Here is an 18,468-nt window from a genome sequence, read left to right as displayed (position 1 = left end):
TGGGCAGGTTCAGAAAGTTGGAAAAATCTGTTGACGACGTAGCGAAAGTTCTTCATAATCTCGTTTCTCTGCTGCTGATGCAGCGACGCAGAACGAAGCGGTGCCGGGTAGTTGAAGTGCGGTGCCGGTTCGGTAGTGAATGCGGACTCGATCTTTAAAAATTAACAGCCGATAAGTGTGGGCGCTTGATGCGCGACGCGCGGTGGATCCTTCGGGATCTGCCGAACAAGCGAAAGTATCAAGTCTCACACAGTAATGAAAGGAAGGTTTGACTGTCGCAAGATGGTTGGATCATTCGTCAGTACGTTGAGTGAGCGACCGGTCTCGGAAGAGACCGAAAAACAGTAACAGGTTTGAACTGAAGAGTTTGATCCTGGCTCAGATTGAACGCTGGCGGCATGCCTTACACATGCAAGTCGAACGGCAGCACGGGGGCAACCCTGGTGGCGAGTGGCGAACGGGTGAGTAATACATCGGAACGTGTCCTGTAGTGGGGGATAGCCCGGCGAAAGCCGGATTAATACCGCATACGATCTGCGGATGAAAGCGGGGGCTCCTTCGGGACCTCGCGCTGCAGGGGCGGCCGATGGCAGATTAGCTAGTTGGTGGGGTAAAGGCCTACCAAGGCGACGATCTGTAGCTGGTCTGAGAGGACGACCAGCCACACTGGGACTGAGACACGGCCCAGACTCCTACGGGAGGCAGCAGTGGGGAATTTTGGACAATGGGGGAAACCCTGATCCAGCAATGCCGCGTGTGTGAAGAAGGCCTTCGGGTTGTAAAGCACTTTTGTCCGGAAAGAAAACCTCCTGGTTAATACCTGGGGGGGATGACGGTACCGGAAGAATAAGCACCGGCTAACTACGTGCCAGCAGCCGCGGTAATACGTAGGGTGCAAGCGTTAATCGGAATTACTGGGCGTAAAGCGTGCGCAGGCGGTTCGCTAAGACAGATGTGAAATCCCCGGGCTTAACCTGGGAACTGCATTTGTGACTGGCGGGCTAGAGTATGGCAGAGGGGGGTAGAATTCCACGTGTAGCAGTGAAATGCGTAGAGATGTGGAGGAATACCGATGGCGAAGGCAGCCCCCTGGGCCAATACTGACGCTCATGCACGAAAGCGTGGGGAGCAAACAGGATTAGATACCCTGGTAGTCCACGCCCTAAACGATGTCAACTAGTTGTCGGGTCTTCATTGACTTGGTAACGTAGCTAACGCGTGAAGTTGACCGCCTGGGGAGTACGGTCGCAAGATTAAAACTCAAAGGAATTGACGGGGACCCGCACAAGCGGTGGATGATGTGGATTAATTCGATGCAACGCGAAAAACCTTACCTACCCTTGACATGTATGGAAGTCTGCTGAGAGGTGGATGTGCCCGAAAGGGAGCCATAACACAGGTGCTGCATGGCTGTCGTCAGCTCGTGTCGTGAGATGTTGGGTTAAGTCCCGCAACGAGCGCAACCCTTGTCCCTAGTTGCTACGCAAGAGCACTCTAGGGAGACTGCCGGTGACAAACCGGAGGAAGGTGGGGATGACGTCAAGTCCTCATGGCCCTTATGGGTAGGGCTTCACACGTCATACAATGGTCGGAACAGAGGGTCGCCAACCCGCGAGGGGGAGCCAATCCCAGAAAACCGATCGTAGTCCGGATCGCACTCTGCAACTCGAGTGCGTGAAGCTGGAATCGCTAGTAATCGCGGATCAGCATGCCGCGGTGAATACGTTCCCGGGTCTTGTACACACCGCCCGTCACACCATGGGAGTGGGTTTTACCAGAAGTGGCTAGTCTAACCGCAAGGAGGACGGTCACCACGGTAGGATTCATGACTGGGGTGAAGTCGTAACAAGGTAGCCGTATCGGAAGGTGCGGCTGGATCACCTCCTTTCTCGAGCTAGACGTGTCGAACGTTGAGCGCTCACGCTTATCGGCTGTGAAAATGGACAGACTCAGGGGTCTGTAGCTCAGTTGGTTAGAGCACCGTCTTGATAAGGCGGGGGTCGATGGTTCGAATCCATCCAGACCCACCACTGTTTCTGCGGTGGCTGCGCTAATTGATCAACCCCTGGGGTATCCGTACAGATAGCGATATCTGTGTATGACTGGGGGATTAGCTCAGCTGGGAGAGCACCTGCTTTGCAAGCAGGGGGTCGTCGGTTCGATCCCGTCATCCTCCACCAATCCTCAATGCGTAGCGTTGCTGTGAGAAGCAGAGCGTTGTGCATTGGCGATTGAGCCAGTCAGAGTGATACGCGGTTATAGCAACCGCGATATCGGCTGTCGTTCTTTAACAATCAGGAAGAAGTAGTAAAGAGATTCACGAAAGGACATCTAGAGATGGGTGTGTGAGTAGGTGAATCAGGGTTGTGATTGTATCAATGTATGAAAAGAGAGATCGAAAGATCGCTTTTGGAATACGGCGCAACACGAATACTCAACCTGTAGCGACTGTTGAACTGCTGCTGTGGCAACACAGGGGTGGCGAGACACACTCGTTATAGGGTCAAGCGAACAAGTGCATGTGGTGGATGCCTTGGCGATCACAGGCGATGAAGGACGCGGTAGCCTGCGAAAAGCGGTGGGGAGCTGGCAAACGAGCTTTGATCCACCGATATCCGAATGGGGAAACCCACTCCGTATGGAGTATCCGTAGCTGAATACATAGGCTACGTGAAGCGAACGCGGTGAACTGAAACATCTAAGTAACCGCAGGAAAAGAAATCAACCGAGATTCCCAGAGTAGTGGCGAGCGAAATGGGACCAGCCTGTACTCTTTATCTTCATTGTTAGTCGAACGCTCTGGAAAGTGCGGCCATAGCAGGTGATAGCCCTGTAGACGAAAACAGCGAGGAAGAACTAGGTGTACGGAAAGTAGGGCGGGACACGTGAAATCCTGTCTGAAGATGGGGGGACCATCCTCCAAGGCTAAATACTCGTGATCGACCGATAGTGAACCAGTACCGTGAGGGAAAGGCGAAAAGAACCCCGGGAGGGGAGTGAAATAGATCCTGAAACCGCATGCATACAAACAGTCGGAGCCTTTGAAAGAGGGTGACGGCGTACCTTTTGTATAATGGGTCAGCGACTTACATTCAGTGGCAAGCTTAACCGATTAGGGCAGGCGTAGCGAAAGCGAGTCCGAACAGGGCGATTCAGTCGCTGGGTGTAGACCCGAAACCAGGTGATCTATCCATGGCCAGGATGAAGGTGCGGTAACACGTACTGGAGGTCCGAACCCACTAACGTTGAAAAGTTAGGGGATGAGCTGTGGATAGGGGTGAAAGGCTAAACAAACCTGGAAATAGCTGGTTCTCTCCGAAAACTATTTAGGTAGTGCCTCGTGTATCACCTTCGGGGGTAGAGCACTGTCATGGTTGTGGGGTCCATTGCGGATTACTACGCCATAGCAAACTCCGAATACCGAAGAGTGCAATCACGGGAGACAGACATCGGGTGCTAACGTCCGGTGTCAAGAGGGAAACAACCCAGACCGCCAGCTAAGGTCCCCAAATATTGCTAAGTGGGAAACGAAGTGGGAAGGCTAAAACAGTCAGGAGGTTGGCTTAGAAGCAGCCATCCTTTAAAGAAAGCGTAATAGCTCACTGATCGAGTCGTCCTGCGCGGAAGATGTAACGGGGCTAAGCAATATACCGAAGCTGCGGATGCACATTTATGTGCATGGTAGGAGAGCGTTCCGTAAGCCTGCGAAGGTGCATTGAAAAGTGCGCTGGAGGTATCGGAAGTGCGAATGCTGACATGAGTAGCGATAAAGGGGGTGAAAGGCCCCCTCGCCGTAAGCCCAAGGTTTCCTACGCAACGTTCATCGGCGTAGGGTGAGTCGGCCCCTAAGGCGAGGCAGAAATGCGTAGCTGATGGGAAGCAGGTTAATATTCCTGCACCATTGTTAAATGCGATGGGGGGACGGATCGCGGAAGGTTGTCCGGGTGTTGGAAGTCCCGGTTTCTGTGTTGGAGAAGGCACTCAGGCAAATCCGGGTGCGCAATTCAAGGGCATGGGACGAGCCGCTTAGGCGGTGAAGCAACTGGAAGTGGTTCCAAGAAAAGCCTCTAAGCTTCAGTTTAACAAGACCGTACCGCAAACCGACACAGGTGGGCGAGATGAGTATTCTAAGGCGCTTGAGAGAACTCGGGAGAAGGAACTCGGCAAATTGGTACCGTAACTTCGGGATAAGGTACGCCCCTGTAGCTTGACTGGCCTGCGCCAGAAGGGTGAAGGGGTTGCAATAAACTGGTGGCTGCGACTGTTTAATAAAAACACAGCACTCTGCAAACACGAAAGTGGACGTATAGGGTGTGACGCCTGCCCGGTGCCGGAAGATTAAATGATGGGGTGCAAGCTCTTGATTGAAGTCCCGGTAAACGGCGGCCGTAACTATAACGGTCCTAAGGTAGCGAAATTCCTTGTCGGGTAAGTTCCGACCTGCACGAATGGCGTAACGATGGCCACACTGTCTCCTCCCGAGACTCAGCGAAGTTGAAGTGTTTGTGATGATGCAATCTCCCCGCGGCTAGACGGAAAGACCCCATGAACCTTTACTGTAGCTTTGCATTGGACTTTGAACCGGTCTGTGTAGGATAGGTGGGAGGCTTTGAAGCGTGGACGCCAGTCTGCGTGGAGCCGCCCTTGAAATACCACCCTGGTTTGTTTGAGGTTCTAACCTTGGTCCGTAATCCGGATCGGGGACAGTGCATGGTAGGCAGTTTGACTGGGGCGGTCTCCTCCCAAAGTGTAACGGAGGAGTACGAAGGTACGCTAGGTACGGTCGGAAATCGTGCTGATAGTGCAATGGCATAAGCGTGCTTAACTGCGAGACCGACAAGTCGAGCAGGTGCGAAAGCAGGTCATAGTGATCCGGTGGTTCTGTATGGAAGGGCCATCGCTCAACGGATAAAAGGTACTCTGGGGATAACAGGCTGATACCGCCCAAGAGTTCATATCGACGGCGGTGTTTGGCACCTCGATGTCGGCTCATCTCATCCTGGGGCTGTAGCCGGTCCCAAGGGTATGGCTGTTCGCCATTTAAAGAGGTACGTGAGCTGGGTTTAAAACGTCGTGAGACAGTTTGGTCCCTATCTGCCGTGGGCGCTGGATATTTGAAGGGGGCTGCTCCTAGTACGAGAGGACCGGAGTGGACGAACCTCTGGTGTACCGGTTGTCACGCCAGTGGCATCGCCGGGTAGCTATGTTCGGAAGAGATAACCGCTGAAAGCATCTAAGCGGGAAACTCGCCTTAAGATGAGATATCCCCGGGGCTTCGAGCCCCTTGAAGGGTCGTTCAAGACCAGGACGTTGATAGGTCAGGTGTGGAAGCGCAGTAATGCGTTAAGCTAACTGATACTAATTGCCCGTAAGGCTTGATCCTATAACCGGTGTGTCTTGCGCACGGTTGAGTGATCGTTTGTTGTGCCTCGAACAACACAGCCCAACGCTTTAGCTCTGGTGAGCATCACCAGAAACTACTTCTTCCAGATTGGCGGTACTGCCCCACCGGCAGTACGGCAACAAGTCATGCCTGATGATCATAGCGAGTCGGTCCCACCCCTTCCCATCCCGAACAGGACCGTGAAACGACTCCACGCCGATGATAGTGCGGATTACCCGTGTGAAAGTAGGTAATCGTCAGGCTCCCTAGCAGCAACAGAAACCCCACCCCGCAAAGGTGGGGTTTCTGCGTTTACGCGGCCCGAAAACAGGTGAAAATAGGCGGTTAGAGACTTCAGTTTGCTATCTGCACCCAGCAATCGTTGCAACACACTCCGTCAACGGCCATTTCCGCTTGCAGACACCCGCACAGCACAGCGGCCACGCCCAAGCGCGGCCGGCGGCACCCAACATACTTCAACCGTGACTCACCGCATCGCTACATCCCCACACCGCTTGCGCCCGCAGGCACCATGCCATCGCCAGTCTGCGCTTCGCCGACTTCTGCAAGCAGCGCCTCATCGCGTGCAATGACTTTCGGCAGATGGGTGCGCAGGAACTCGACCCAGGTCCGCGTCTTCGCATCGATGAACTTACGCGACGGATACAGCGCGTAAACATTCATCTTCTGTGCTGTATATTCCGGCAACACGCGCACTAGCGTGCCATCGCGCAATCCCGAAATGGCCGCGTACAGCGGCAGCATGCCAATGCCCATTCCTTCGCGAATCGCGACAATCAGCGATTCGGCGATGTTCACGTGCACCGGCCCATTCACCTCCATCATTTCGCTGCCATTCGGCCCATCGAGCACCCAATCGTGCGGCGGAAACGCCGGCGTGTGCAGGATCAGACATTCGTGGCGCGCCAGATCGGCCGGCTGCTGCGGCGCGCCGTGTGCGCGTACATACGCCGGCGATGCGCACATGATGCTAAAGGTCGTCCCCAGCGGAAGCGACACGAGTTCCGAATTAGGCAAAGTGGAAGCGCCGATCACCGCGACATCCGCGCTGCCTTCGAAAAGATCCGGCATGCGTTGCGACAATGTCAGTTCGACCGTCACCTCCGGATACAGCGCGCGATAGCGTGAAATGGCCGGCAACACGTAGTGCTGGCCAATGCTGGCAAAGCTGTGCATCCGCAACGCGCCGCTCGGGCGTTCGTGCGCGCAACTGGCTTCTTCTTCCGCCGTGTCGACATCTGCAAGTATCTGCTGACATCGTTTCAGATAACGCTCGCCCGCGGTGGTGAGCGCAAGTCGTCGCGTCGAGCGGTTGAGCAACCGCGTCCGCAAATGAGCTTCCAGTTCCGAGACCGCGCGGGACATCGCGCCGGTCGTTGAATTGAGCGACTGCGCGGCGGCGGTAAAACTACCGGCTTCGACCACGCGCACGAACACTCGCATATTTTGTAACGTATCCATCGATCCTTCTATTTCACGGCTGAAGCCGTATTGTCCGCCTGTCCCGGGTGCGTATTGTTGTTCGTTCTGGAAGGGACGTTCCGCGGCCGTCCTCTTAATGCGCGCATAGCATGCTCCTACAATCGGCGGCTTGCGTGCCGGTGTCAGCAGTTTTCATCGCCGGTGCTTCCTTAAGCGACCAACCGGGGCGCCCAGCTTCAAGATGAAACGCCAACATGCGATCGAACCGACGGCGGATTCCCGCCGGCAGTGGGGCGTCATGTTGCGAACCCTGAGCCCGGCAGCCCGGGACTGGGCGGCCAGCGAGGGTCTGATCTGGCTGCATCTGCTGAAAACCGTGACGGCGGGCTTGCTGGCGCTCGGCATTGCGATGCTGCTGGATCTGCCGCAGCCGCGCATTGCGATGACCACCGTGTTCGTGCTGATGCAGCCGTTCAGCGGCATGGTGCTGGCCAAGAGTTTCTACCGGATTCTCGGGACGGCGGTGGGCACGGTCGCCGCGCTGGTGCTCGGCGCGCTGTTCGTCCAGCAGCCCGAGTTGTACATGCTCGGCATGATCGGCTGGGTGAGCGCCTGCATTGCGGCAGCGGTCCGGTATCGGCATTTCAGATGGTACGGCTTTGTGCTCGCGGGTTATACCGCTGCGCTGATCGGCATCCCGAATGTGACGGTGCCTCACGACCTGTTTCTGGCGGCGCTCACGCGCGCGGCGGAAGTGGCGGTCGGCATCGTGTCTTCGAGCGCGGTGAGCGCGCTGATCGTGCCGCAGCGGTCCAGCCTTGCACTGCGGCGCGCGCTACAAATTCGGTACGGAAATTTTACTGCGTTCGCTGCCGACGTGTTGGCTCGCGGCATCAAGCGGGGCCAGTTCGAGCGGCGCTTCGCGGATCTCGTCGACGAGATCGTCGGTTTCGAGGCGACGCGCACGTTCGCCGCCTTCGAAGACCCGGCCATGCGTTCACGCAGCCAGCATCTCGGCCGTCTGAACGGCGAGTTCATGGATGCCTGCGCGCGGCTGCATGCGCTGCATCAACTGCTCAAGCGTCTGCGCGTGAACGGCTCGGCGCCGATCGTCGCGGCGATTAAACCGTATTTCCACGAACTGGCCGCGCTCATGGCGCCGCAGTTCGAGGTCACCGTAGATGCATCGCGCACGTCCGCCCGTTTGCAGCACTTTCAGGCCAGCTTGCCACGGCGTGTGCGCGAAACGAGACGGCCGCTGGAAGGCGCGCCAGCCGAATCGCTGGCCGACTTCGATACGGCGGCGGAACTGCTGTACCGGTTCGTCGATGAATGGATCCGCTACTCGCACACCTACGCGTCGCTGACGCAGCGCAAGCCGGCCAGTCAACCAGCGACCACCAGCCGCTACGTCAGCAAAACCAACGGCTTTGTCGTTGCGCTGACGTTTATCCGCTCGGCTGTGGTTATGGCAATCGCGGGCTGGTTCTGGATCATGACCGACTGGCCGAGCGGCGGCCTTGCGGTGATCGGCGCGGCGCTGGCGTGCGCGCTGACATCGACTGCGCCGAACCCGTCGAAGATGGCCGTGCAGATGGCCGTCGGCGCCGTGCTGGCCACCATGACCGGCTACCTGTTCACGTGCTACGTGTATCCGAACATCGACGGCTTTCCGCTGCTGTGCATGACGCTGGCGCCGGTGCTCGCGCTCGGCGCATTCATCGCCACGCGCAAGCTAGCGGCGGGCTATGGGATTGGTTTCTCAGTGTTCTTCTGCCTGCTCGCCGGACCCGACAACGTCGTCACTTACGCGCCGGATCTGCTGATCAACAACGGCATGGCGCTGACCGCGTCGATGCTGTTGGCGGCACTCGTTTTCGCGGTGGTTTTCCCGGCCGACATGCCCTGGCTCATCGGGAAAATCATGGGTGATTTGCGCGCGCAGGTCGTATCCGCGTGCAAGGACGAACTGCCGGGTCTCAATCAACGCTTTCAGTCGAGCACGCACGATCTGACTTCGCAGTTGCGCATGCTGTTGACGCGACGCTCCCGACGCCGCCGCGATGCGTTGCGCTGGACGCTCGCGACGCTCGAAGTGGGCCACGCCGTGATCGACCTGCGCAACGAAACGGCGCGCGCCGATTACGCGCACACGCTTCATCCGCGCTGGACCAGCACTGTCGAGCATATGCGCGACGACCTCGCGCGGCTCTTCGAGCGGCCCGATGCGCGTGGTCTGGAGCGAGCACTGGTGTCCGTGCGCGCGGCCACGTGGCTTGCGCAGGACGTGCTGCAAACGGTTCATGCCGATCGCGACAAGCGTCACGACTTGCAGCGCATCCTGAGTTGCCTGCACTTCATCCGCACGGCGTTGCTCGACAAGGACGCGCCGTTCAACCCGCATTGACCCATGCACGCGACGATGGACTCTGTGTATCGATCCTTCTGCGAGATGGAAAGATCACTTCCGGACCGCCCCATTTATCCGCGGGACAGGCAGCCATATAGTTGCATCACTGCCACGCAGTCCCCCAAGCGGGTTTCCTGCGAGGCAGAACCGTAAGTCCTGGAGAACGAAATGAACGTGTTGAAGATCGCCCTGATTGCCTGCTCTTTGTCTGCTGTCGTCGCTCACGCACAAACGGCGCCGGCCGCCCCGGAACAACAGGTCGCCCAAGCGAACGCGCCGCGCGCGAAGAATGCCGAACCGCAAGGCCGCATCATCACACCGGCAATCAAAGCTGACGAGTGCGTTGGGCCTGTGAGCTTCTGCAACATCTACTTCGGCAGCTAGACAGCGCCACGCGTCATATCTGAAGTACGAGCAAGACCTGTCGCGAACGTTCGACGCGCGACGAATCACCCGGCTGCGACGCCGTCCCGTCGTGACGCCGCGGCGGGTGCGACAATCCGGCTACTGAGCGAAGCACACCGCAGACGTGCGCACCGGTAGTCTGGACTGGTGACTATGGAGAGACTCAGATTCATGTACCAAGACCGGATTCGCTGCGCCGAGCTGCGCGCAAAAATCACTTCAGCCGCCGAGGCGGCGCTTCTGATTCGGGACGGCATGTGTGTCGGCGCCAGCGGCTTCACGCGCGCCGGCGACGCCAAAGCCGTCCCGGTTGCGCTTGCCGAGCGCGCCCGTCAGGAAGGCAAGCCGTTGCGCATTACGTTGATGACCGGTGCGTCGCTGGGTCACGATGTGGACCGCACGCTCACCGAGGCGCACGTGCTGGCTCGCCGCTTGCCGTTTCAGGTGGACAAGACGCTGCGCGACGCCATCAATCGCGGCGAAGTCATGTTCGTTGATCAGCATCTGTCTGAAACGGTCGAGATGCTGCGCGCGAACCAGCTCGGCAAACTCGACGTCGCCATTATCGAAGCCACCGCGATTACCGAGACCGGCGGCATCGTGCCGACCACGTCGGTCGGCAACTCGGCGAGCTTCGCGATTCTCGCCGACAAGGTCATCGTCGAAATCAATCTTGCGCAGCCGCTCGCGCTCGAGGGGCTGCACGACATCTGGATTCCGGGCCGCAGGCCGAACCGCGAGCCGCTGCCGATCGTTCGTCCGCAAGACCGGGTCGGCACGCCGGCTATCGAGATTCCGCTCGAGAAAATCGCGGCGATCGTCATCACCAATATGGCGGACAGTTCGTCCACGGTGCTGCCCGCGGATGCCGAGACTGAATTGATCGCGGGTCATCTGATCGAGTTTTTCGAGCACGAAGTATCGCGCGGGCGCATGCCTAAGCGCTTACCGCCGTTGCAGGCCGGCATCGGCACGATCGCCAATGCCGTGCTGGCGGGCTTCGTCGATTCGCCTTTCGACGCCTTCGAAATTTATTCAGAAGTGCTGCAGGATTCGACTTTCGATCTGATGGATGCCGGCAAGGTGACGTTCGCCTCCGGCGCATCGATCACATTGTCGGCCGCGCGCCAGGCGCAAGTGTTCGGCGAACTCGAACGCTATCGCGATCGTCTCGTGCTGCGTCCGCAAGAAGTCAGCAACCATCCTGAAGTGATTCGCCGGCTGGGTCTGATCGCGTTGAATACCGCGCTCGAATTCGACATCTACGGCAACGTGAATTCGACTCATGTGGGCGGCACGCACATGATGAACGGTATCGGCGGTTCGGGCGACTTCGCGCGCAACGCGTCGTGCGCGATCTTCGCGACCAAGTCGATGGCGAAGGGCGGCCGCATTTCGAGCATCGTGCCGATGGTGCCGCATTGCGACCACAACGAACACGACGTGGACGTGGTCGTGACGGAGCAGGGACTCGCCGATTTGCGCGGTCTCGCGCCGCGGGAACGCGCCACGTTGATCATCGACAATTGCGTGCATCCGCTGTATCGCGATCTGCTGCGCGACTACTACGGGCAAGCGTTGAAGGGAGGCGGGCAAACGCCGCATCAGTTGGATCAGGCTTTCGCCTGGCATACGCGGCTGCGGGACACCGGTTCGATGTTGCCGGCGGCGGAGGCAAGCCTTTAAAAGCGGGTTGTCGGATCAAACCGGCGTCAGGTGGCGTTCGCCCCTGACGCCGAAAGACATCAGGTGCTACGCTCAGGTGCCTCGTCGGATGAGGCGGATAAGAAACAATAGAATGACCGCGCCGATCACCGCCGTGATGATCGAGCCGAGCCAGCCGCCGCCCAGCGAAATGTGCAGCACGCCGGCGAGCCAGCCGCCGATGAACGCGCCGACAATCCCGACGATGATGTCGACGATCAGGCCGAAGCCGCCGCCCTTGACGAGCACGCCAGCCAGCCAGCCAGCGATCGCGCCGATGATGAGCCATGCAATGATGCCGTGTTCCATAATCGAGACTCCCTAGTTGAGTGTGAAAATTTCACGGTGACAGAGCTTAGTCGATGGTTATGGGACAGTCCATATTCAGGACGCGGAATTAACATTGTCTAAATCTATTGCAGATCAAGTGTAGACGATGCGCGCGCAGATGGGGAACTTACACGTTACGCTTACTCCGGCGTCGGCTCCGCTTCTCTGGCCGTCCAACTGACGCTGGAGACGCTCTTTTCCATGCTGATGCGGCTGGCCATCTGTTCGAGCTTCGACTGATCCTTGGGATGCATCTTCAACGTTGCCGTAACACGAATGCGTCCTGGCTCGTTTTCGACGTCCTCGCTCATCAGGCTTTGAAAGGACAGCGGCGTCGAATACATGGAGTTGGAGACGGCGGTACGAATGTGGATCTCGTCGGCTTCCCGGCAGACGATCGTCAACACATATTCGCGGACGAGGTCGGCGTTCGATACCGGCGTCGCGTTGATCGTACGGCTGACTTCGCGCAGCACGGTGTTGGTCAACAGCACGACCAGGGTGCCGGCGAGCGCCGGGCCGTAATGGCCCGCGCCGCATAAAACGCCCACTGCGGCCGAGCACCACAAGGTCGCCGCGGTGTTGATCCCCTGAATGGAACCCTTGTCGCGCATGATCACGCCGCCGCCGAGAAAGCCGACGCCGGAGACCACATACGCGGCGATCTGGGTGATGCCGGCCGTGCCGTTGCCGCTCAGTACGCCGAGCGTGACGAACAGGCACGCGCCGCTCGCGACCAGCGTGATGGTGCGCAGGCCGGCATTGCGCTGACGTATCTGCCGTTCGAGGCCGATCGCGACGCCGCAGGCGAAGGCGGCGAGAAGCCGCCAGACGAATTCAATTGTCATCGGTAAGCAAGGTTGAGGCGCGGATTCGCACAGTGTGAACCGTGCGCGTGACAGCGGCACGTCCGTCTCGATGGGACGCGGGCGCGTTCAGCGCGTGGCGCAGCGCGAACGAAGGTTCGCGGCGCTGACAGGCGCGCAACTTCTGCACGACATGGAGCCGTGCGGCGCTTCACTGCAACTTCACTGGCAATTCGCTGGTAAAAAGGGGTATCAACGACGTGCACCGCCGGCCCGAAGGCAAGACGGCGACAGACAAAGACTGGCGCGGAAATCTTGCCGATCAGGCGATCGGGCGAATCGAAGCTCGACGGGTACGACTGCTACTGTCCAAGATCGTGATTCCGGGTAAATGAACTGGGCGAATTTTAGGCACCTCTGCAAAGGTAAGTCAAGTCGCGATCAGGCGAGGCGACGAATGAATTGCACGCCACCTATGGGGAAATTTCCGCGCGCATGGGAGGGCTATTCCCGCATAAATACGGACTCCGAATATTGACGATGTCCATCCCGGAAAACACACTGTCTGCATCACCCGGAACACGTCGTGCGGCCTTGGCGCTCAATTCCGTGTTCTTGTTTCTTGCGGTTGCGCTTATGCACCGTTCAGACGGCGCTGCGCCGCGATCCGCACGACGTCGTCGTTTCCGCCGCTCATTCGAATTGAGGAATGTATGAAAGTTAAAGCTGTTGGCATCATCGTCGGCGCGTTGATCGCTGCCGCTCCGCTCGTGTCGTCTGCCGCAGGTCTGCCAGCGCCGTTTGAAGGCAGCAGCACGCTGCAGGCAGATGGCGTCGTGAAGTCGGTCGATCAGGCCCACCATTCGGTCACTGTGCTCGACGCACAAGGTGGCGAAGCCTCGTTCAACATCACCGACACGCGCAATCTCGCGCAGATCAAGCAAGGCGGCAAGGTTCACATCCGCATGATGCGCAATGCCGTGATCAGCGTCACGCAGGGTGCGGACGGTCAAGCCGCGACGGCTCAGATCGCACAACCGAACGCGGTTCAGAGCGTGAGCGCCCTGGTTGAATCCGTCGACCATGCTTCGGGCATCATGGCGCTCAAAGGCCCGAATGGTTCCGTGTTTCATATCCAGGGCCGCGATCCCGCAAAGATCACCGGCGTGACACCGGGTATGCAAGTAGTGGTGGCGTTTGCGCCGCAAGTCAGCGTGGCCGTGGCGCCCGTGCAGTAACGGGCGCCTTCGTCGGGTCTTAATCGGGCTCGCCGGGTACGAGGCGCAAGCGCGTGATTTCGGAAGGTGCGCCCAGGCGCTTCGGCGGTCCCCAGTAGCCGGTGCCGCGGCTCGTGTACACCCAGAGTCCGTTCAGCCGTGCGAGACCGGCGGTGAACGGCTGCTGAAAGCGCACGAAGAAGTTCCAGGGAAAGAACTGGCCGCCATGCGTGTGGCCCGATAGCTGCAGCGTAAAACCGGCTGCTGCAGCGGCTTCGGCTGAGCGCGGCTGGTGGGCAAGCAGCACCTTGATCAATACGTCGCCAGGTGCGCCGGCCAGCGCCGCGACTGGATCGCTGCGGTGCGCCGGGTCGTGATGGCCCGCTGAATAATCGGTCACGCCGGCAATCACGGCGCGTGCGCCGTCGTGATCCACGATCACGTGCTCGTTCAGCAGGACATTCAGTCCCAGGCGGCGGAATTCATCGATCCAGGCGTTGGCGCCGGCGTAGTACTCGTGATTGCCAGTAACGAGAAAAGCGCCATGGCGCGCGCTCAACCGTGACAGCGGCTGCGTGTGGTTGGTCAGTTGCGGCACGCTGCCGTCGACGACATCGCCGGTGACAGCGATCAGATCCGGCTTGAGGCGATTCACCGCGTCGACGATTGCATCGACATAGCGTCGTTTGATGGTCGGGCCGACGTGAATATCGCTGATCTGCACGATCGTGAAGCCGTCGAGCGCGGCGGGCAAATCGTCGATCGGCACTTCGATCGTCACCACCTTGGCGCGGCGGCGAGCGTTGAACAGGCCGACGAGCGTGGAGAGCAGCGCGAGCAGCGGCACAGCCGCTGCGGAGCCGGTTCGCCAGTGCGGGATAGCAATCGTGTTCGGCCAGATTGCATCGACGGTAAGAAGCGAAGCGAGCACGAGGTCGCGCGCGAAAGTCAGGACCAGCAGCGACGAGAAGAAGCCCATCGCCAGCAGGCCGACCCATGCGAACCGGTCGCCGAGCGGTTGTTGTTTGATCGTGCGCGCCAGCATCCCGAGCGGAATCAGAAAGATCGACAGCACAAGCCACAACGCACACAGCCAACGGCCGGTCATATCGATCGGCATGTCCGGAATCAGACGCAAGCCCACGTAGATATGCAGGAGAATGCCAATCAGGATGAAGCGAACAAGAAACGATGAGCGGCGCATAGAGAGGATCAGGGCGGGAAGGGGCCGGCACAAACGGAGGAGCGGCGGCGGCTCGCCGGCTGCGGAATGCCACGGCGAACGCGCCGATCCATTCTACCGAGATGTGCAACCGCCTGCCGGCCGCGCCGAATTGATGCCGCTGCGGCGAACCGTCCATAACTAAAGGCGCTCGCAAGGTATTGCATTGCAGCAACCCACGCGGCTGCAGGTAAGCCGTTCAGGGTGCTGATATGGTCGAATTAAATGGGCTTTGAATTGTGTTCGAGCGTGGACTATTCTCAAATAGAACCGGCTTGTATCACAGCCAGGGCAAGGGCCACAGCGAAGGCCGCCGCAGTTCGCTAGCGGTTCGTTCTGTCGCCGGCAGAGGGCGAAGCAGGAGGCGCATATGAAGCTGCTCAGATCAGGCAACCAGTTCCGCCACGCGCATCACGTCGGACACGAGGGCAGCCATGTCATGCTCCCGCTCGTGGTCATTTCGGTGATGGCGATCGGCTTGTACTTCGGCGTGCGCAACATCGATTTTTCGGAGTTGGGCAAAAGCGCGCTGTTCTATGTCGTGATGCTCAGCGTCGCTCTCGGTATTGCGGGATTATTCGGCGTCGTCGGGGCCTGGGTGCGGTCCAACGGCGACGACGCCGAAGAGGGCTTCTGCTTCATTGGCGCGTTGATCGGCGCCGTGGTGTTCTACGTGGCGATCTTCAATTGACCGCACCCAACAGCGGGTCGGGCGCCGTGCGTCAGACGATCTGCGCGGCCTCATCGAAAGCGAAGCGCGGGCTGCGCGGGAACAGTTTCGACGGGTCGCCGTAGCCCAGATTGATCAGGAAGTTCGACTTCACGGTCGTGCCGGCAAAGAACGCTTCGTCGACCTTGGCGGTGTCGAAACCCGACATTGCACCCGTGTCCAGGCCGAGCGCGCGCGCGGCGAGAATCAGATAGCCGCCTTGCAGCGTCGAATTGCGAAATGCCGTGTCGGCGATCGCCTTGTCGTTACCGGCAAACCAGCTGCGCGCATCGGCATGCGGAAACAGCTTCGGCAGGTGCTCGTAAAACGCCATGTCCATAGCGACGATCGCCGTGACCGGCGCTGCCATCGTCTTCTCGAGATTGCCTGGCGACAAAGCCGGGCGCAGCTTCTCCTTGCCCTCCTGCGTTTTGACGAAGACGAAGCGGCCCGGACTCGAATTGGCCGAGGTCGGGCCGAGCAGCACGAGTTCGATGAGTTGCTTGAGCACGGCGTCGTCGACCGTTTTTTGCTGCCAGCCGTTATGCGTGCGCGCTTCTCGGAAAAGCTGATCGAGCGCCTGGTCGGAAAGAATCATTTGATTGTTCCTTGAAGGTTATAGGTGAAATGAGAAAGGACGGCGCCGGATCAAACCGCAAGCCGCGCGTAAGCGCGTCGTCATCGTTGCCGCCATAATAGCCAAGGTTCTCATCCGGTCGCGCTTTGTGCGCGCGATTGTACTCAGGCATTCCCATGACGGATCTCTTTGCGGATTTTTCCGATGCTCTGCCGGCGCCCGACGTCGACTGGCATTCCGATTGGCTGTCGCCTGAAGTGGCGGCACGGGCCTTGACGCAACTCATCGACGAAGTCGAATGGCGTCAGGACATGATGGGCACGCCTGCCGGGCGTGTGCCGCTGCCACGGCTGACCGCCTGGCAAGGCGAGCGTGACGCCGTTTATGTCTACTCGGGTATTCGCAACGTGCCACAAGCGTGGACACCGACCGTCGCCCAACTGAAGTCCGCCGTGGAGTCGATTTGCAACGCGCATTTTAATAGCGTGCTGATCAACCGCTACCGCAGCGGCACGGACAGCATGGGCTGGCATGCGGATCGCGAGCCCGAACTCGGCACGCGGCCGGTGATCGCCTCGGTGAGCCTGGGCGTCGCACGCACGTTTGATCTGCGGCATAACAAGACCGGCGTCGTGCAGTCTTTTTCGCTGAAGGGCGGCAGCTTGCTGGTGATGAAGGGCAACACGCAGGCGGATTGGCGGCATCGGGTGCCGAAGGAGCCGCGCGTGGCGGGCGAGCGCATCAATCTGACGTTTCGATGGGTGACGCCGCGCGCGGGTGTTGGCTGATGCGACGTGCGTTGGTCGACGGCGGCGCAGAGCCGACCAAGCCGACCAAGCCGACCAAGCCGACCAAGCCGACCAAGCCGACCAAGCCATGGAACACGTAAGCGCATAAAAAAGCGCAAAACACATCATCGCGCCAGGCAACGCACCCCAGCCACACCAACATCACGCTCCGCGTCCACCCCACAACCGCCACCGCCTGCTATACCAAAATTGATATCGCCGACGCGAATCATATGATTGGACGGTTAACGCCCTACACACTACGCTACATCACGATCCACGCACCGTGAGGGCCGCAACGGCTGGGCGGATTCGATGGGTCGCCTACACAACAACGATCAGGAGACAGTCATGGCGAATACACGACGCGCCGCATGTCGTGCGTTGGGCGCGCTCGCACTCTGCGCGGGCTTCGGTGCGCTGACGCTGGCCACGCCGGGCGCTTACGCGCAGGACAAACAGATCACGCTGGGTTTTGCGCAGGTCGGCGCGGAAAGCGCATGGCGAACCGCCAACACCGAGTCGGTCAAGTCCGCGGCGGCCGACGCGAAGATCAAGCTCAAATTTTCCGACGCCCAGCAAAAGCAGGAAAACCAGATCAAGGCGATCCGCTCCTACATCGCGCAAAAAGTCGACGTGATCGCGTTTTCGCCGGTCGTCGAGTCGGGCTGGGAACCGGTGCTGCGCGAGGCTAAAGCCGCGAAGATTCCGGTGATTCTCACCGACCGCAACATCGATACGAAAGACACCTCGCTCTACGTGACGATGATCGGCTCGGACTTCATGGAAGAAGGTCGGCGCGGTGGTCATTGGCTCGCAGATCACTTTAAAAACGATCAAGGCCCGGTCAACATCGCTGAACTTCAGGGAACGGTCGGGTCGGCGCCTGCCAACGACCGGCACTCGGGTCTCCTCGAAGTAATCAAGAACGATCCCAAGTTCAAGATCATTGCGTCGCAAAGCGGCGACTTCACGCTCGCCGGCGGCAAGCAGGTCATGGAAGCGTTTATAAAGACATATGGAAATAAAATAAATGTAGTTTATGCGCATAACGACGATATGGCGCTCGGCGCCATCCAGGCGATGGAAGAGGCCGGCATGCATCCGGGCAAGGACATCACCGTCGTTTCGTTCGACGCGACCAAGGGCGGCTTCCAGGCCATGGCTGCGGGCAAGATGAACGTCGATGTGGAGTGCAGTCCGCTGCTCGGGCCGCAATTGATGTCGGCGGTGAAAGATGTGGTGGCCGGCAAGCCGCTGCCCAAGCGTATCCTGACGGAAGAGACAGTCTTCCCGATGAGCGTCGCCGCGCAGACACTGCCGACGCGCAAGTACTGACGTCGATTGATAAGGCTTCCTGACTGTCATAAGCGGACATAAACGCGCGAACATAAACGCGCGGACGAAAGCGCAACAGGGAAGCGCAGTACCGACGGATCGAAAAAGGTTTCTCCAGTGGTGCCTGGCCGTCCGA

The 18,468-nt window shown here is 59.2% G+C and carries 12 protein-coding genes, 2 tRNA genes and 3 rRNA genes; 12 read left to right on the top strand and 5 right to left on the bottom strand.

The annotated features are described in order from the left end of the window. Positions 1 to 355: 355 nt before the first annotated feature. The 5 genes from HF916_RS21940 to rrf all read left to right on the top strand — a co-directional run bounded on the left by HF916_RS21940 (position 356) and on the right by rrf (position 5,646). A 16S ribosomal RNA gene (locus HF916_RS21940) occupies positions 356 to 1,888 on the top strand. Between the two features lie 65 nt (positions 1,889 to 1,953). Beyond that, positions 1,954 to 2,030, top strand: a tRNA-Ile gene (locus HF916_RS21935). 74 nt (positions 2,031 to 2,104) lie between these two features. Beyond that, positions 2,105 to 2,180 (top strand) — tRNA-Ala (locus HF916_RS21930). Between the two features lie 321 nt (positions 2,181 to 2,501). Then, positions 2,502 to 5,383: ribosomal RNA gene (locus HF916_RS21925) — 23S ribosomal RNA — on the top strand. Positions 5,384 to 5,532: 149 nt separating this feature from the next. Next, positions 5,533 to 5,646, top strand: a 5S ribosomal RNA gene (gene rrf / locus HF916_RS21920). The 16S, 23S and 5S rRNA genes sit together here with 2 tRNA genes alongside, the layout of an rRNA operon. Positions 5,647 to 5,881: 235 nt before the next feature. On the opposite strand, the gene HF916_RS21915 is transcribed toward rrf, so the two are convergent. Then, positions 5,882 to 6,865, bottom strand: a complete 984-nt coding sequence (locus HF916_RS21915; RefSeq protein WP_168790910.1) for a LysR family transcriptional regulator — start codon at positions 6,863 to 6,865, stop codon at positions 5,882 to 5,884. A gap of 202 nt (positions 6,866 to 7,067) precedes the next feature. Here HF916_RS21915 and HF916_RS21910 point away from each other — a divergent pair, with 202 nt between their 5' ends. From HF916_RS21910 to HF916_RS21900, 3 genes are all read left to right on the top strand, one after another. Further along, positions 7,068 to 9,233 (top strand): FUSC family protein, encoded by a 2,166-nt coding sequence (locus HF916_RS21910; protein WP_168790909.1) that lies wholly within the window; start codon positions 7,068 to 7,070, stop codon positions 9,231 to 9,233. A gap of 171 nt (positions 9,234 to 9,404) precedes the next feature. Beyond that, positions 9,405 to 9,620, top strand: coding sequence for a hypothetical protein (locus HF916_RS21905; protein ID WP_168790908.1), 216 nt, complete (start codon positions 9,405 to 9,407; stop codon positions 9,618 to 9,620). 192 nt (positions 9,621 to 9,812) lie between these two features. Continuing rightward, positions 9,813 to 11,327, top strand: a complete 1,515-nt coding sequence (locus HF916_RS21900) for an acetyl-CoA hydrolase/transferase family protein (RefSeq protein WP_168790907.1) — start codon at positions 9,813 to 9,815, stop codon at positions 11,325 to 11,327. Between the two features lie 72 nt (positions 11,328 to 11,399). Here HF916_RS21900 and HF916_RS21895 read toward each other — a convergent pair whose 3' ends face one another. Both HF916_RS21895 and HF916_RS21890 read right to left on the bottom strand, forming a co-directional pair. Then, a complete protein-coding gene (locus HF916_RS21895; RefSeq protein WP_011491455.1) occupies positions 11,400 to 11,654 on the bottom strand; it encodes a GlsB/YeaQ/YmgE family stress response membrane protein in 255 nt (84 codons plus the stop codon). Between the two features lie 161 nt (positions 11,655 to 11,815). Beyond that, positions 11,816 to 12,523: an MgtC/SapB family protein gene (locus tag HF916_RS21890; protein WP_168790906.1), complete on the bottom strand. Its 708-nt coding sequence runs from the start codon at positions 12,521 to 12,523 to the stop codon at positions 11,816 to 11,818. A 671-nt stretch (positions 12,524 to 13,194) separates the two neighbouring features. On the opposite strand from HF916_RS21890, the gene HF916_RS21885 reads away from it, so the two are divergent. Continuing rightward, positions 13,195 to 13,719, top strand: a complete 525-nt coding sequence (locus HF916_RS21885; RefSeq protein WP_168790905.1) for a hypothetical protein — start codon at positions 13,195 to 13,197, stop codon at positions 13,717 to 13,719. Positions 13,720 to 13,738: 19 nt separating this feature from the next. Here HF916_RS21885 and HF916_RS21880 read toward each other — a convergent pair whose 3' ends face one another. Continuing rightward, positions 13,739 to 14,902, bottom strand: coding sequence for a metallophosphoesterase (locus HF916_RS21880; RefSeq protein WP_168790904.1), 1,164 nt, complete (start codon positions 14,900 to 14,902; stop codon positions 13,739 to 13,741). Between the two features lie 388 nt (positions 14,903 to 15,290). Here HF916_RS21880 and HF916_RS21875 point away from each other — a divergent pair, with 388 nt between their 5' ends. Continuing rightward, complete coding sequence (locus HF916_RS21875; protein WP_168790903.1) at positions 15,291 to 15,611, top strand: hypothetical protein; 321 nt, start codon at positions 15,291 to 15,293, stop codon at positions 15,609 to 15,611. Positions 15,612 to 15,642: 31 nt separating this feature from the next. Here the strand turns inward: HF916_RS21875 and HF916_RS21870 are convergent, their stop codons facing one another. Then, the gene (locus tag HF916_RS21870; RefSeq protein ID WP_168790902.1) at positions 15,643 to 16,227 is read right to left on the bottom strand and encodes a malonic semialdehyde reductase; all 585 of its coding nucleotides are present in this window, start codon (positions 16,225 to 16,227) and stop codon (positions 15,643 to 15,645) included. A 155-nt stretch (positions 16,228 to 16,382) separates the two neighbouring features. On the opposite strand from HF916_RS21870, the gene HF916_RS21865 reads away from it, so the two are divergent. Continuing rightward, the gene (locus tag HF916_RS21865) at positions 16,383 to 16,994 is read left to right on the top strand and encodes an alpha-ketoglutarate-dependent dioxygenase AlkB family protein (protein ID WP_168790901.1); all 612 of its coding nucleotides are present in this window, start codon (positions 16,383 to 16,385) and stop codon (positions 16,992 to 16,994) included. A gap of 351 nt (positions 16,995 to 17,345) precedes the next feature. Further along, on the top strand, positions 17,346 to 18,332 hold the full coding sequence (locus tag HF916_RS21860; RefSeq protein WP_168790900.1) for an ABC transporter substrate-binding protein: 987 nt from the start codon (positions 17,346 to 17,348) through the stop codon (positions 18,330 to 18,332). Positions 18,333 to 18,468 lie beyond the last annotated feature (136 nt).

The organism is Paraburkholderia aromaticivorans, from assembly GCF_012689525.1.
GTDB lineage: Bacteria > Pseudomonadota > Gammaproteobacteria > Burkholderiales > Burkholderiaceae > Paraburkholderia > Paraburkholderia aromaticivorans_A.
The sequence above is the reverse complement of the archived record's forward strand: the minus strand, read 5'-3'. Positions and strand labels throughout refer to the sequence as shown.